The sequence below is a fragment of the Mesorhizobium sp. M0816 genome, assembly GCF_040320005.1.
In the GTDB taxonomy this organism is placed as follows: Bacteria; Pseudomonadota; Alphaproteobacteria; order Rhizobiales; family Rhizobiaceae; genus Mesorhizobium.
In genome coordinates, this window is record NZ_JAMYOT010000005.1 from 74,921 (window position 1) to 89,608 (window position 14,688).

Genomic DNA, 14,688 nt, shown 5'->3' on the forward strand with positions numbered 1-14,688 from the left:
ATTCAACGTGCCGCCAGATTGGCCGGAAAGATCGAGCATGTTTCGGTGCCGAAAGCCAGCAGCTTGCCGTTGGCGTCCTTCAGCGCCGCTTCCGAAACCGTCAGGGTGCGGCCCTTGTGCACCACTTTGCCCTCGCACACCACCTCGCCCGTCCTTGGCGTGATCGGACGCGTCAAATTCACTTTGAACTCGGCCTTCGCATAGGCCTCGCCCACCTGCGAAATGGTGCCAAGGCCGAGCGGCGAAACGTTTTCGGGATCAGGTTCAACTTCGCTCATCTGGTGGTTTCCCCGGTGGCGGTTTCCCCGGCGCTTGCCTTGCCGGATTCATGGCCGGGTGAATGATGCCTGCGCAAGGCGGCGAGAAACCCGGCGCGGGCGCCGGGAGGCTCGATGCCGCGCGGTTCGTAGACATGGCGGGTCAAAAAGAAGCCGGTCAGCCGGAAGGCGTCCTCGATCGCCGCCGGATCGGCGCGCAGCCCGGAGCCGCGCTGCAGGAAGGCAGGCAGCGCCAGCATCTTGTCGCGCCACGGCGCGCCCGCCGCCCGCGACACGGCGCGGCCGGATTTCGGCGAGACATAGGCAAGGTCCTGCCTGGTGCCGGTCGCCGCACACTGGCTGAGATCGAGGCCGAAACCGAGTTCGTCGAGTACCAGCAGCTCGAAGCGGGCCACCAGCTCGCCGGCGGCATCGGCATCGTCGAGATGAGCGATCATCACCGCAAGCGTCTCGTAAAGGCCGCCATGGGCGTCACGCTCAGGCAGAAGACGCAAATGCGCGGCCATCGTCTGCAGGCCGTAGACGGCAACGGCGCTGTCCATCAGCCGGGCGGCGTTCATCTCGATAGCCTCGACCTGGAAGGTGCCGAGATGCTCGTCGAGCCGCGCCCGCCACAACAGGTCGACGCGATTGCCGGGCTGCAAGACAGGCTGCTGTTTGCGCGAACGGCCGCCGCGCACGAGACCGAGATGGCGGCCATGCGCGCGCGTCATCACCTCGAGAATGGCGCTGGTTTCGCCATGCTTGCGGGTGCCGAGAATGATTCCCTCGTCGCGCCATTCCATGACGAGAGCTTGTCACCGGTTGGATGGCGAAATCAAGATGTGCGACGTATCCGCCGCCAAACCAAAACGGCCCGTAGCGTATCGCTACGGGGCGTTTTTTGCGAGATCGTCGTTTGATCAGAACGAGCGCTGGAAGCGGAAGATGCCGCCGATTGTGTCGGCATCGTCGGCATCGAAATTGTCGTAATAATCGACTTCGGCGGTGATCGTGTAACCAGGAACGATGGTGTAGGCGACATTGGCCGCAACGGCGAAGTCTTGGTCGTCGGTATAGGAGACCTGGGCGTTCAAAGACGTCTTCTTGTTGACGGCATAGCTGCCGCCGCCCCAGACGGCAAAGTTGCCAGTCCACGGCTTGTAGAAGTTCTTCGCGACGTTGTCGTCGCTGCCGTAGCCCGCCATCACGAACAGGGTCAGGTCAGTAATCGGCTTGACGTCGAGGCGAGCTTTGCCGGCCCATTCTTCTGACGTGCTGTTATAGGCGCCGACCGCAGTGATCGCACCCCAGTCGCCCTTGTATTTCACGCCGCCGACGACAAACGGAACGTAGCTGTCGATCGACTGGTCAGCGCCGGAGCCCGTTTCGACCGAGGCGACTGCCGTAAAGCCATTACCGCCGTCGAAATAGTAACTGATCAGGTTGGTGTCCTTGGTGCCGTAAGGAATGATAGTGTCCTGGACGACGTTGCCGGCGTAACCGATGAACGAATCATAGACAGTTTCATCCTTACCGACGCGGAAACCTCCAAGCTGGATCCAGGCGAAGTTCAGGGTAACCGCCTTGTTGTCCTGCACGCTGAAATCAACACCGCTCACGGTGTGTTTGGTGTTGCCGAAGTTGAAACGGGTCTCGGTATAGGTCTTCAACGTGCCGAACTCGGTCTCCTGGCCGGTCCACGTCTTCAGATTGAAGCGGGCATTCTTGTTCCAGGTCTGCTGCTCGTCACCGTCCAAAAGGTCATGTGTCGTCGCGCCATCGAAAACGCGGCCGGCGTCGCCGAAGCTGGCGTCATAGCGGACATAGCCGCCGATGCGCAGGCAGATTTCGGTGCTGGGGACGTAGTAGTAGCCGGCGCCGTAGACGTCGCAAATCTTGACGTATTCGGCGGGTTCCGGCTCGGCGACCACAACAGCGTCGGCGGCGCGCGCACCGGAGACCGCGACGAATGCCGCGGCTGAGCCGAGAAGAAGGCTCTTGATATTCATTTTCTGACCTCTCCAGTCAAAGTTAAAAATGGCTTTGGATTCATGGGTTGAACGGCTGAACGCCTCACCCACGTCGAAAAAGGCGCGCACCGCACCCCCTCTTCAGGCGGCGAACATACTCATCCGCATTCCAGTCTCAATGACGATTCCGAAAATAATCAATGTTTGTATAGCAGAATAAATTCATGTTGCACAAATATCACTTTATATTTCCTTCACATTTGCCCCCGGCACAAACGAGACACTGTCACAATTGTACAAAAATATACTTATGCCATTAGCCGGCAAACCGATACGAATCCGACATACATTCCTTCTACGTGTTCTTTTTTGGAATAGACTTCTAACGTTGGCAGCGAGGTCAAGGCGACTTCGCCATCGCTGCGTTCTGTGCGGCAAGAACGACTTCCGCCACCAGATCCCGTTTGAGCATTTCAATGGGAATACGTCCGGCGAGGCCGGGCGCGGGGCCGATCAGCCACGACCAGGCATGCCGTGGATCGGGCATCGCGGATAACACTTCCTTGATACCCGACGCCGGCCTGCCGTCGATGAACTGGGCCAGGGGAAATACATGTTTGCGGCCACCGGTGCGCAACGCAACGACCGTGCCGCTCCGCTGCCAGCGATGCAGGGTCGAGCGCGATATGTCGAGATTTTGCTGCAGGAACGTCGACCCGGCGACCCGACCGGCCCAGTCCTCGACCCGCATCGAGTCGAGGTCGCCCGTTCCGGCCAGGCGTTGGATGTCTGCCCCTTGGCCTTCGTGCGCCGTCGACAGATGCGTCCGGGCACGGCGTTCCGCAGCTTCGGCTGCCAATATCCGCACGAAACGCGACGCCATGCCGGGTAATCTTTCCTGCATGGTGTCGATCGCACTGATGTCGGTCGGCGCAAGCAAAGCCACGGCGGCGGCAACGGCGCCGGCGACCCTGCCCGCTGCAACGACCGCATCGCTGTTCGTCACCTTGCCTTGCCGCGCCAGCACGCGCTCGATCTCAACAGCGACGGCGCTTGCAAACTCGATCTGACGGATGGGGTCGATGCGATTCCAAGTCCCGGTCATGTCCTGATCTGGCTGTTTGCCTGCCGGATCCGGTTTGCTCGGAAGCGGGTCTTTCGCACAGCCTATAGGCAGGGTGTATGACGGAGAGACGACAAACGGGAACCACGCACGGTCGCAGTATCGGCAGGAGTTCCATTCGATCTACTGGCCGATTTTGCATGAAATATCGGAAATTTCTCAGAACCCGCTCAGGATTTCCCGTCGCGCCGGTACCAATAAGGAACGGGTCGACCGACGTGGTCGGCGCATAGCCTCCCGAATGATTCGGCGGCTGTTCAAGATGCAAGTCGACCGATCAGGCACCCCGGCGACCTCTGGGCCTGGAGCAACATTCCAGCTGTCATTGAGATACTGCCTATCATCGCGCTTTATGCGGTCTTCAGCGGCCCGCTTGGCGAAGAGCCGGGATGGCGCGGCTTTGCGACACCGCGTCTGCTAGCCAAGCATTCGGCGCTGGCCGGAAGTCTGATCCTCGGCGCTATCCGGGCGATCTGGCATTTTCCGCTCGGCCTGGTCGGCGATCTCAGCGTCTATGGCACAGTCAACGTTGTGCTAGCGGCAGTGGTATTTACCTGGCTCTATCAGAACACCGGTAGCGTGCTTCTCGCCATTCTGATGCATGTCACCCATCAGAACAGCGTACGCTTCCTGGGCAAGGTGTTCATCGACGCCGACCATGTGCAGCAGCAATGGATCGGTGTTGCGATCTGGGCGGTGGCTGCGGTCGCCATCGTTGCCGTCTACGGCACCGAGAGCTTCGCCCGCAGGTCGGCAACGCAGCTTGCTGGCGCCGTTTAATCACGGCGCCTCTGACGCAGAACATCTTGCCGACGGCGTGTCGCTGGCACTTGGGCAATCCTGAGGCGGCCAACAGGCCGCTCTGCGGATCGCCCAAACAGGCTCAGTGCGGAAATTCGAGCCCCATTTCACGGTAGCGCTCGGGATCGTCGCCCCAGTTCTCGCGCACCTTGACGAACAGGAAGAGGTGCACCTTCTGCTCGAGTATGCCTGCGATTTCCATGCGCGCGGCCTGGCCGATGGCGCGGATCGTCTCGCCCTTATGGCCGAGCACGATCTTCTTCTGGCTGTCACGCTCGACATAGATTGTCTGGTCGATGCGCACCGAGCCGTCCTTCTTCTCTTCCCATTTCTCGGTCTCGATGTGGGAGGAATAAGGCAGTTCCTGATGCAGCCTGAGATAGAGCTTTTCGCGGGTGATCTCGGCCGCGAGCTGGCGCATCGGCAGGTCGGAGATCTGGTCCTCCGGATAGTACCAGGGGCCGGCCGGCAAGGTCTCGGCGAGATAGTCGAGCAGGTCCTTGCAGCCGGACCCGGTCAGCGCCGAAACCATGAAGGTGCGCTTGAACGGCACCCTTTCGTTGGCTGCCGCCGACAATGCCAGCAACGTCTCGTGCTTGACCCGATCGACCTTGTTGAGGATCAACACCATCGGCTGTCGGACATCCTTCAGCCGCTCGAGGATGGCGTCGGCATCGCCCCGGATGCCGCGCTCGGCATCGATCAAGAGCAGCACGATATCGGCGTCCTTGGCACCGCCCCACGCTGTGGTCACCATCGCGGTGTCCAGCCGGCGCTTCGGCTTGAATATGCCCGGCGTGTCGACGAAGACGATCTGCGCGTTGTTGTGGGTGGCAATGCCGCGCACGATAGCGCGCGTGGTCTGCACCTTGTGCGTCACGATCGACACCTTGGCGCCGACCAATTGGTTGACCAGCGTCGATTTCCCCGCATTGGGCGCGCCGATCAGCGCGACGAAGCCGGAGCGGGTAGCGGGAGCTTCTGTTGCCGGAGCTTCGGTGGCGGTCATGCGGCACTCCCTTGATCGAGCCAGACGCCTTCCCGCTGCAGAAGTGCCGCGGCTGCAGCCTGCTCCGCCTCGCGCTTGGAGCGCCCGCTGCCGGTCGCCGGCGGATACGCGCCGACCTTGACACTGACGGTGAACAGCGGATCGTGGTCCGGTCCCTCGCGGCTGTCGATTATGTAAACCGGCACTGCGCCTGCCGCCTGATGCGCCCATTCCTGGAGTTCGGTTTTCGCATCGCGACGGGCGGCGTCAATGGCTTGCGAGCGCGGCTGCCAGTATTTGTGGATGAAGGCACGGGCCGCTTCCAACCCTCCGTCGAGATAGAGCACGGCGATCAGCGATTCCAATGCATCGGCGCGCAGATTGACGCGCTTGCGCCCGTCGAGGCCGCGTACGTCCGAACCGGCGCGAATAAGTTCCGGCAGGCCGATCTCCTCGGCAATTTCCGCCAGGGCTTCAGCGTTGACCAGAGCGTTCAATCTCAGCGACAGCTCACCCTCGGCGGCGTCGGGAAATGCCGCCAGCAGCATATCGGCAACGACAAGGCCGAGAACGCGGTCGCCCAGGAATTCGAAACGTTCGTAGTCGATGCCGGCGTGACTGCCGCGAGCGCTGGCATGGGTCAGCGCCCGCTGCAGGCGCTGATGGTCGCCAAAACTGTGGCCGGTGCGCTCCCTGAGCGCCTCGGCGAGCGCATCGGCGGTCAGCCGTTTCGTCGCCGCCATGGCCCTAATTGACGAAATGGAACAGGCGCGAGGCGCGCATCAGTGACGGCCATTTCCAGATTTCGAGCGGGCTGGCGCTGCCGCCGATCGAGAAGAAAATGAGGTTGGCGCGGCCGACCAAATTTTCGTCCGGCACGAAGCCGACGGTGAAGCGGCTGTCCGACGAGTTGTCGCGATTGTCGCCCATCATGAAATAATGACCGGGCGGCACCTTGAACTCTTTGGTATTGTCGCCGATCGAAGCCTGCGTCAGGTCGAGCGTGTCGTAGCTGACGCCGTTCGGCAGCGTCTCGCGATAGACATCGACCGGCCCGTTCTCCTCGGTGATGTCGTGGTTGTCGATCTGCCCGACCTTGACGCGCGGCACACCCACATCGTTGATGAAGAGCTGGCCATCCTTGACCTGGATCTTGTCGCCCGGCAGGCCGACGACGCGCTTGATATAGTCGACAGAAGGATCCGGCGGAAACTTGAACACCACCACGTCGCCGCGCTTCGGCTCTGAGCCCCAGATGCGGTCCGAAAAGATGTTCGGCCCGAACGGCAGTGAATAGCGGGAGAAGCCGTAGGACCACTTGGTGACGAAGAGATAGTCGCCTTCGAGCAAAGTCGGCCGCATCGACCCGGACGGGATCGAGAACGGCTGGAACAGGAGCGTGCGGATGACCAGCGCAAGCAGCAGGGCCTGGACTATGACGCTGACGGTTTCGCCAAGTCCGCCGGATTTCTTCTGGGTTTTTTCAGCCACGCTCATGTCGTCCTCGATTGTGCGTTGGATGGTATAGAGTCTCGGCGCGCGCTGGGCAACGTCATGCCGGTGGTCAGATGCAATCAATGTGGCGCTTCTTCGACCGGCAACGCTTCAATGATCACAAAGGCTTGAGCGAGCGGAAAATCATCGGTGATGGTGAGGTGGATCACCGCGCGGTGCCCTTCAGGCAGAATTTCGTCCAGCCGCGCTGCCGCCCCATTGGTCAGCGCCATGGTCGGCTTGCCGCTGGCCAGGTTGACGACCCCCATGTCGCGCCAGAACACACCCTGCGCCAGACCGGTACCCAATGCCTTGGCGCAGGCTTCCTTGGCAGCGAAACGCTTGGCGTAGGAGGCCGCACGCGCCGCGCGGTTTTCGGAGCGCGCCTGTTCGATCTCGGTGTAGATGCGCTGGATGAAGCGCTGGCCATGGCGTTCCAGCGACTTCTCGATGCGTCTGATGTCGATGAGGTCGCTGCCGATACCGATAATCATTCGGCAGGAACTTCCGGCCCGGTTTTTCCAGCCTTTGCGGCTCTTTCGGCCAGCCGCTTGCGGCGCTGCTCGTGGAAAGTGACCATGCCCCAGCGGGTGATGCCGTAAAACAGCAGGCCGAAAACCAGGCCGAGCGGTATTGCGCCGATCGTCATCGGCTTCAGCACCGGTCCCCACAATTGCGCAAAGGAAAGATTATGCAGCATGTCGCCGAGATGCGCGGGCGGGCCATGCGCCGGCAGGTGTTCATGCAGGATCAGCTTGCCGACCTCCCAGGAGGCGGCCCATAGCAGCGGAAAGGTCAGGGGGTTGCCGAAGACCGTGCCGAGTGCTGCCGCGACCAGATTGCCGGCGATCAGCCAGCACAGGATGGCAGCAATGATGAAGTGAAAGCCAAGCGGGAAAAACGACGCGAATACGCCCGCCGCAACACCGGCGGCCACGGCATGCGGCGTGGCCCTAAGCCGCAGGATGCGCTTGGAAAAATACCGCAGCGAGCGCGAGAACGAGCGGCGCGGCCACAAATAAGTACGCACCCGCTCGAAAAAACCATCAGGCTTGCGCCGTCGAAAAAGCACTCTGTTCCTGTTCCTAGTTCCGTCAATGGCTTCACGCCGGCTTCTCCAGCCGGGCGCGACAGCCCTATGCTGCGCTCTGCGGTCGCCGAAAAGCAACTACGACTTTGATATAGCGATGCGCTGGCCGAAGAACAACGAGGCCGAGGGCATCCGCTCGGTGGCCGGTCGCGCCAGCCTTGGGTATCGCCGTTCTGAACAGGGTATGATCGCGGCGAATTTAAGGAGCGTCGCTTAGGATCGATATTCGCTGACCTCGACGAGGTTGCCGTCCGGGTCACGAAAATAGACCGACATTATAGCGCCACGAGCGCCGGCACGCTCGACCGGGCCGACCTCTATCACCACACCATTGGCGGCGAGGTTGGCACATATCTCGGCGAGCGGCCGGGCAGCAATCAAGCAGAAATCTCCGGAGCCCGGCGCCTTGGCCTTCGGCTCGAAGGTACGCCCGACCTCATGCACATTGATCTTTTGCGTTCCAAACAGCAGCGCCGTTGGTCGATCCGGCTCGTCGAGGCGCTCGAAGCCAAGCACGCGCTGATAGAAGGCGCAGGTATCGTCCACCGAACGAACTGTCAGCACGAAATGATCGATGCCGGCAATCACGGCAGCGTCTCAGTCATATATTGCGGCTGCCCGGCTTGATCGCCGGTATGGCGGCGAGCTCGGGCGGCAGCATGTCGGCTGGATAGGCCGGAACTTCATATTCGGCGAGCGCGATCAGCGGCACGCCGACATCGGTCTTGCCGGCCGAGCGGTCGATGATGCATGCGGCGGCAACGACTTCGGCGCCAAGGCCGCGCAGGCAGTCGATGGTCTCGCGGATCGACAGGCCGGTGGTGACGATGTCCTCGACAATGACGACGCGCGATCCCTTGGCGATCTCGAAGCGGCGCAGCCTGAATTCGCCCCCTTCCCGCTCGACCCAGATCGCCGGCGCACCAAGATGGCGCGAGGTCTCATAGGCCGGGATCAGCCCGCCGATCGCCGGGCCGACGACGTAGTCGATCCTGCCGGGCACGCCAGTGCGGATCTTTTCGGCGAGCGCCTTGCACAAGCGCTCGGTCTTGTCGGCATGCATGAAAACGCGCGCCTTCTGCAGGAAGACCGGGCTGCGCAGGCCCGACGTCAGGATGAAATGCCCTTCGAGAACGGCGCCGGCCTCGCGGAAAATGCCCAGCACTTCATCGGTGTTCATCGTTCACTCCATGTCCATGGTGAATGGTGAATGGTAGTGAGAGCACCCTCTTCACTATTCACTATTCACTATTCACTATTCACTATTCACCCATTCACGCGCCTTGCATCGCTGACGCTCGAATTGTCCTTTAGCTGCGACAGCAGCCGGTTCAAGTGCTTGAGGTCCCACACTTCGAGATCGATCAGCATTTCGGTGAAATCGGGCGCGGTGCGCACCATCGACAGAGTGTGGATATTGGCGTCGTTGGATGCGACGACCTGTGCAATGTCGGCCAGCGAACCCGGCGCGTTGATGGCGGTGACCGAGACCCGCGCCGGGAACCGCTCCTTGGTACGCTCGTCAATATCCCAGCGCACGTCGATCCAGCGCTCGGGCTGGTCGTCAAAGGCCTGCAGCGCCGGCGACTGGATCGGATAGATGGTGATACCGGTTCCCGGCTGCACGATGCCGACGATGCGATCGCCTGGCACTGCCCCCTCCGGCGCGAAGCGCACCGGCAGATCGCCGCGCACACCGCGGATCGGCACCGCGTCGTCGCGCGGCTGGTTCTTGTCCTTGCGTGCGGCGCGGCCCGGAATCTGGAACAGCATGCCGGCGGCGTTGCGGATCTTCGACCAGCCCTCCTCGCGCTGCTTGGGCGCGACCAACGTGACACGCTCGTCCTTGTAGTCGGGAAACACCGCCTTCATGACATCGGTGGAGGCAAGTTCGCCTCGGCCGACCGCGGCCAGTACATCCTCGATGTCCTTGCGCGCCAGCCGGTGCAGCACCGGCTTCAGGCTTTCCTTGGTGAAGGTCTTGCCAGAGCGTTCGAAGGCGCGCTCCAGAATGCGGATACCGAGACCCGAATATTGCTTGCGAATGGCGTTCTTGGTGGCGCGGCGGATGGCCGAGCGTGCCTTGCCGGTAACGACCACCGATTCCCACGCCGCCGGCGGGACCTGCGCCTTCGAGCGGATGATCTCGACCTCGTCGCCGTTCTTCAGCTCCGTCATCAGCGGCATGATGCGGCCATTGACCTTGGCGCCGACGCAAGTGTCGCCGACGTCGGTGTGGACGGCATAGGCAAAGTCGATCGGCGTGGCGCCGCGCGGCAGCGCGATCAGCATGCCCTTCGGCGTGAAGCAGAATACCTGGTCCTGAAACAGTTCCAGCTTGGTGTTTTCGAGGAAGTCCTCGGGATTGTCGCCTTCGGCAAGCTGCTCGATGGTGCGCCGCAGCCAGGCATAGGCATTGGTTTCCTTCGAGATCGCATGGGCGGCACCATTCATCTTGCCGCCGGTATCCTTATAGATCGAATGAGCCGCGACGCCGTATTCGGCGATCTTGTTCATTTGATAGGTGCGGATCTGCAATTCGACGCGCTGGCGCGACGGGCCGACGATGGTGGTGTGGATCGAGCGGTAGTCGTTCTGCTTCGGCGTCGAGATGTAATCCTTGAAGCGGCCGGGCACCATCGACCAGGTGGTGTGGATGGCGCCGAGCGCGCGGTAACAGTCCTCGACCGTCTCGACAACGACGCGGAAGCCGAAAATGTCGGACAGCTGCTCGAACGACAGCGCCTTGGCCTCCATCTTGCGGAATACCGACCACGGCTTCTTCTGCCGGCTCTTGACCTCGGCCTTGATCGAATATTTGTCGAACAGCGTGGAGAGCGCTTTCTCGATCTCCGACAGCACGCCCTTGTTGCGCTCGAAGATTTCGGCCAGCCGTGCGGTGACGGCGCGGTAGGCTTCCGGATTGATGAAGCGGAAGGCAATCTCCTCCAGCTCCTCGCGCATGCCTTGCATGCCCATGCGGCCGGCCAGCGGCGCGTAGATGTCCATCGTCTCTTCGGCGATGCGCAGGCGCTTGGCTTCCGGCACATGGTCGAGCGTGCGCATATTGTGCAGGCGGTCGGCGAGCTTGACCAGAAGCACGCGCACGTCTTCCGAGATCGCCAGCAACAGCTTGCGCAGGTTCTCCGCCTGCTCGGCCTTCTTCGAGACGAGGTCGAGCTTCTTCAGCTTGGTCAGGCCCTCGACCAGCTTGCCCATTTCCGGGCCGAACAATTCGTCGATCTCGGCCCTGGTCGCCGTGGTGTCCTCGATCGTGTCGTGCAGCAAGGCAACGGCGATCGTCGCCTCGTCCATGTGCATTTCGGTGAGGATGGCGGCGACTTCGAGCGGATGCGAGAAATACGGGTCGCCGGAGGCGCGTTTCTGGTGGCCATGCTTCTGCATGGCGTAAACATAGGCCTTGTTGAGCAGCGCCTCGTTGACGTCAGGCTTGTAGCGCTGCACGCGCTCGACAAGCTCATACTGACGCATCATGGGCGGGATCTCGCAATGCTGAAATGAATTATGCGCCGCACTGGCGTACGGCGCATGTCATAGATAGCCACGAAACTGCCGACGCGAAAGTGTCGGCAGTTGTCGCTAAGATCAATAATCGTCGCTTTTTTCCGGCGGCACCAGGCCTTCGATGCCGGCCAACAGGTCTTCTTCGGTCATGCGATCGAAGGTGACGTTGTCCTCGGCGTCGTCGGCATCGGTGGCTGCAACGGCGCTGCCGGTCTGGTCGGCAATCGCCTCGCCATCGGCTTCCGGCTCATCGACCTCGACATGCTTCTGCAGCGAATGGATGAGATCTTCCTTGAGGTCATCCGGCGACAGCGTCTCTTCGGCGATTTCGCGGAGCGCAACGACCGGGTTCTTGTCGTTGTCGCGCGGTACGGTGATCTGCGCGCCCTGGCTGATCTGACGGGCGCGGTGGCCGGCCAGGAGCACCAGCTCGAAGCGGTTGTCGACCTTGTCGATGCAATCTTCAACGGTTACGCGGGCCATGAGTTGCCCCTTTCATGCCTGGATTTGATGGAAAACAGGCGCGGTCCATAACCCGAACGCCGCCAAAATACAAGCTTTTATGGCGGTGCGCAGCTCTGACGCGGGCCGCCTGCGACGACACAGCGCCGATCACAATTGCTTGCGGTGCGGCATGGTGCCTTGGATTGCCGTAAAACTGGCGTTATCTCGAACGATGAAGGCCAACAGGTCTATTATCAGACCGGCCGATAGTCGCCACCCATTTAGACGACCGCTTATTTCGAAAAAGGACATTTTCCATGTTCGATCCTCGTGAAAAAATCGCTCTCTTTATCGACGGTGCCAATCTCTACGCCACCTCGCGCGCGCTGGGCTTTGACATCGATTACCGCAAACTTCTGGCGAGCTTCCAGAAACGCGGCTATCTGCTGCGCGCTTATTACTACACCGCGCTGGTCGAGGATCAGGAATACTCCTCGATACGGCCGCTGATCGACTGGCTCGACTATAACGGCTTCAAGGTGGTGACCAAACCGGCCAAGGAATTCACCGACTCGACCGGCCGGCGCAAGATTAAGGGCAATATGGATATCGAGCTGACCGTCGATGCGCTCGAGCTTGCCGATGTCGTCGACCATTATGTCATCTTTTCGGGCGACGGCGATTTCCGCACGCTGGTCGAGGCGCTGCAGCGGCGCGGGCGCAAGGTGTCGATCGTCTCGACCATGGCTTCGCAGCCGCCGATGATCTCCGACGATCTGCGCCGCCAGGCCGACCATTTCATCGACTTGATGACGCTCAAGAATGAAGTCGGCCGCGATCCGTCGGAGCGGCCGGTGCGCCGGCCCGAACCGGCCGAAGTCGACGAGGAAGACTATTGACGGTCGTTGCCTTGACCGCGCCCCTGGTCGTCTCCCCCGAACCCGATCGCGATTGCCCGCTCTGCCCGCGGTTGCACGACTTCATCGCCGAGTGGCGGCGGCGCGAGCCGTCCTGGTTCAACGCGCCGGTGCCGACCTTTTTGCCGCCGGAAGGCGAGGATGCAGTGCGTCTGCTGATCGTCGGGCTGGCGCCGGGCCTGCGCGGGGCAAACCGGACGGGGCGTCCCTTCACCGGCGATTTTGCCGGCGACCTGCTCTACAACACGCTGATCGCGCACGGCTTTGCGCGCGGCGAATTCAAAGCGCGACCGGATGACGGGCTGGAGCTTGTCGGTACGGCGATTACCAATGCGGTGCGCTGCGTGCCGCCGGACAACAAGCCGGTTGGCGCCGAGATAGCGACCTGCCGGACGTTCCTGGTGCCGACGATCGCGCGATTTCCAAATCTGCGCGCTGTGCTGGCGCTTGGCTCGATCGCGCACCAGTCGACCGTGCGGGCGCTCGGCCAACGCGTTGCAGCCTATCCGTTCCGGCATGGTGGGCAGCAGCAGGCCAATGGCATCACGCTGTTTTCCAGCTATCATTGCTCGCGCTACAACACCAATACCGGCGTGTTGACGGAAGCGATGTTCGTCAACGTCTTCAGTCAGATAGAAGCTTTTCTGAAGACATAGAGTCGGGCGACGCCCGCCAGGGCACGAGCCCTAGATTCGGGCGATCGCGAACAACCAGGCCGGGAGATCCAGCAACCACAGAAACAGTGCAAGCTGCAGCGCGACGCGCAGGCGTTGGATGATCCGCCAATTGCTGGCCATGTCGGATTTGATGCGCAGCGCAAGCGCTCGGTGCATCCCGTCCAGGGTTGCGGGAGGGTGCTGATCGACGAAGTCCTGGAGCAGCTTCTCTGGATCGAAACGGAACGTATAGTTATAATACGGCCACACCATAATCGCGACCAGCAGCCCGATAAGAAAAAGCAATGTCAGCGCCAGCCAGTCCCAAGGCCCCACGCCATCCAGGAGCGCCCTGCCTCCGAGGAGAGAACTCGCGAACGCGGTTGCGAAGATCAGATTGCCGGCGCGCGTATTGAGACTTTCAACCACGCCCTGCTGGTGCTGGAGGCCACGCACCGCCTCCGCATAGACAAATGCCAGGCGGGGGTCGCCGCCGTCCGTCGCAGCAGGCGGGGCGTTGCTGTCATTGGTTGATGAAGGGCGCTCCGGCATCAAATGTACTTAGCACGGCGCCGCCTGCGATATGAATAGCCACATGGGGAACGCTTCGTCGCTCTGTCTTCGGGCCATCGAGGGTGTTTTGGTGGACAGGAATAGCGTCAATCCGACGCCGTCGCTTCAGGCGCTGCGGCAAACAATGCGGCCAGCGTCGCAGGTCCGCCCTGGAGAACATTCAGGTCGACGTCGCCGCTGATGCCGTCGACGCGGCCCCGGTTGTGATACTGCCAGTAGATCCAGTTGTCATGGCCCGGCCGCAGCGCCAGCGAACGCAGCCAGCGCGGGCGGCTGGCTAGCTGCCCGGCATAGGCTTGCGCCGCCTCGTCGGTCACATAGAGGATCGCCGTCTTGCCGAACGCCGCCTCGACCGGGCCGAGGAAGGCGGAGAGTTCGGCGCTCAGCTGTTCGGGAGTTGGCCGCTGCGGGCAATTGCCGCCGAACTCGATGTCTACCACCGGCGGCAGCAAAGGCTGATCGTGCGGCACCACCGAGATGAAGTTGCGTGCCTGATCGGCACCCGGTCTGCAGAAGGTGAAGAAATGATAGGCACCGACGGCAAGACCGGCGGCGCGGGCCGCGCGCAAATTGGCGGCGAAGGCATCGTCGACATGATCGCCGCCTTCCGTCGCCTTGATCACGGCGAAGGCGACATCGTCGGCGGCAACACGCCGCCAGTCGATCTGCCGCTGATGATGGGAGACGTCGATGCCCCTGACCGGATATTTGCCGCGATCCGGAGAAAACGTCTGGAAGTAGGTATAGCCGCCGGCCAGAACGAGGCCCGCCACGAGCAGACCGGCCGCGCCCCATAAGACGATCCGGTTTTTCAAACGAGACCTATCCCTTTTGGTCCGCCCTGCCC

18 protein-coding genes are annotated in these 14,688 nt (G+C 61.8%); 3 read left to right on the top strand and 15 right to left on the bottom strand.

The genetic code is table 11. The annotated features are described in order from the left end of the window. Nucleotides 1–2: 2 nt before the first annotated feature. The 4 genes from NKI17_RS09140 to NKI17_RS09155 form a co-directional block, all read right to left on the bottom strand. Nucleotides 3–278: a PaaI family thioesterase gene (locus NKI17_RS09140; RefSeq protein WP_352905722.1), complete on the bottom strand. Its 276-nt coding sequence runs from the start codon at nucleotides 276–278 to the stop codon at nucleotides 3–5. Next, entirely contained in the window at nucleotides 275–1,063 is a 789-nt protein-coding gene (gene recO / locus NKI17_RS09145) for a DNA repair protein RecO (protein WP_352622552.1), read from the bottom strand. The genes NKI17_RS09140 and recO overlap by 4 nt, the downstream gene beginning before the upstream one ends. 117 nt (nucleotides 1,064–1,180) lie before the next feature. Further along, the gene (locus NKI17_RS09150) at nucleotides 1,181–2,269 is read right to left on the bottom strand and encodes a porin (protein ID WP_352905723.1); all 1,089 of its coding nucleotides are present in this window, start codon (nucleotides 2,267–2,269) and stop codon (nucleotides 1,181–1,183) included. Between the two features lie 361 nt (nucleotides 2,270–2,630). Further along, complete coding sequence (locus NKI17_RS09155; RefSeq protein ID WP_352622548.1) at nucleotides 2,631–3,335, bottom strand: antitoxin Xre/MbcA/ParS-like domain-containing protein; 705 nt, start codon at nucleotides 3,333–3,335, stop codon at nucleotides 2,631–2,633. A 360-nt stretch (nucleotides 3,336–3,695) separates the two neighbouring features. Here NKI17_RS09155 and NKI17_RS09160 point away from each other — a divergent pair, with 360 nt between their 5' ends. Next, on the top strand, nucleotides 3,696–4,133 hold the full coding sequence (locus NKI17_RS09160; protein ID WP_352782835.1) for a CPBP family intramembrane glutamic endopeptidase: 438 nt from the start codon (nucleotides 3,696–3,698) through the stop codon (nucleotides 4,131–4,133). A gap of 103 nt (nucleotides 4,134–4,236) precedes the next feature. Here the strand turns inward: NKI17_RS09160 and era are convergent, their stop codons facing one another. The 9 genes from era to rpoZ form a co-directional block, all read right to left on the bottom strand. After that, on the bottom strand, nucleotides 4,237–5,163 hold the full coding sequence (gene era / locus NKI17_RS09165) for a GTPase Era (protein WP_023677765.1): 927 nt from the start codon (nucleotides 5,161–5,163) through the stop codon (nucleotides 4,237–4,239). After that, the gene (rnc, locus tag NKI17_RS09170) at nucleotides 5,160–5,885 is read right to left on the bottom strand and encodes a ribonuclease III (protein WP_352501816.1); all 726 of its coding nucleotides are present in this window, start codon (nucleotides 5,883–5,885) and stop codon (nucleotides 5,160–5,162) included. Before rnc ends, era begins: the two co-directional genes overlap by 4 nt. Nucleotides 5,886–5,889: 4 nt before the next feature. Further along, entirely contained in the window at nucleotides 5,890–6,639 is a 750-nt protein-coding gene (lepB, locus tag NKI17_RS09175) for a signal peptidase I (protein WP_352905724.1), read from the bottom strand. 77 nt (nucleotides 6,640–6,716) lie between these two features. Further along, nucleotides 6,717–7,130 carry a holo-ACP synthase gene (acpS, locus tag NKI17_RS09180; protein ID WP_023719885.1) on the bottom strand — a complete coding sequence of 138 codons (414 nt, stop codon included), beginning with the start codon at nucleotides 7,128–7,130 and terminating at the stop codon, nucleotides 6,717–6,719. Further along, nucleotides 7,127–7,708, bottom strand: a complete 582-nt coding sequence (locus NKI17_RS09185; RefSeq protein WP_023677769.1) for a DUF2062 domain-containing protein — start codon at nucleotides 7,706–7,708, stop codon at nucleotides 7,127–7,129. The genes acpS and NKI17_RS09185 overlap by 4 nt, the downstream gene beginning before the upstream one ends. Before the next feature lie 231 nt (nucleotides 7,709–7,939). After that, complete coding sequence (locus NKI17_RS09190) at nucleotides 7,940–8,314, bottom strand: VOC family protein (protein WP_352905725.1); 375 nt, start codon at nucleotides 8,312–8,314, stop codon at nucleotides 7,940–7,942. A 13-nt stretch (nucleotides 8,315–8,327) separates the two neighbouring features. After that, nucleotides 8,328–8,906: an orotate phosphoribosyltransferase gene (pyrE, locus tag NKI17_RS09195; RefSeq protein WP_352449004.1), complete on the bottom strand. Its 579-nt coding sequence runs from the start codon at nucleotides 8,904–8,906 to the stop codon at nucleotides 8,328–8,330. 86 nt (nucleotides 8,907–8,992) lie between these two features. Continuing rightward, entirely contained in the window at nucleotides 8,993–11,221 is a 2,229-nt protein-coding gene (locus NKI17_RS09200; RefSeq protein ID WP_023677772.1) for a RelA/SpoT family protein, read from the bottom strand. 111 nt (nucleotides 11,222–11,332) lie between these two features. After that, nucleotides 11,333–11,734, bottom strand: coding sequence for a DNA-directed RNA polymerase subunit omega (gene rpoZ / locus NKI17_RS09205; RefSeq protein ID WP_023677773.1), 402 nt, complete (start codon nucleotides 11,732–11,734; stop codon nucleotides 11,333–11,335). Nucleotides 11,735–12,012: 278 nt separating this feature from the next. On the opposite strand from rpoZ, the gene NKI17_RS09210 reads away from it, so the two are divergent. Together NKI17_RS09210 and NKI17_RS09215 are read left to right on the top strand one after the other, a co-directional pair. After that, nucleotides 12,013–12,594: a LabA-like NYN domain-containing protein gene (locus tag NKI17_RS09210; RefSeq protein ID WP_023677774.1), complete on the top strand. Its 582-nt coding sequence runs from the start codon at nucleotides 12,013–12,015 to the stop codon at nucleotides 12,592–12,594. Beyond that, nucleotides 12,591–13,268, top strand: coding sequence for a uracil-DNA glycosylase (locus NKI17_RS09215; RefSeq protein ID WP_245274739.1), 678 nt, complete (start codon nucleotides 12,591–12,593; stop codon nucleotides 13,266–13,268). Before NKI17_RS09210 ends, NKI17_RS09215 begins: the two co-directional genes overlap by 4 nt. A gap of 30 nt (nucleotides 13,269–13,298) precedes the next feature. On the opposite strand, the gene NKI17_RS09220 is transcribed toward NKI17_RS09215, so the two are convergent. After that, on the bottom strand, nucleotides 13,299–13,820 hold the full coding sequence (locus NKI17_RS09220; RefSeq protein ID WP_352622542.1) for a hypothetical protein: 522 nt from the start codon (nucleotides 13,818–13,820) through the stop codon (nucleotides 13,299–13,301). Between the two features lie 107 nt (nucleotides 13,821–13,927). Continuing rightward, on the bottom strand, nucleotides 13,928–14,656 hold the full coding sequence (locus NKI17_RS09225) for a GH25 family lysozyme (protein WP_352569836.1): 729 nt from the start codon (nucleotides 14,654–14,656) through the stop codon (nucleotides 13,928–13,930). Nucleotides 14,657–14,688: the final 32 nt, after the last annotated feature.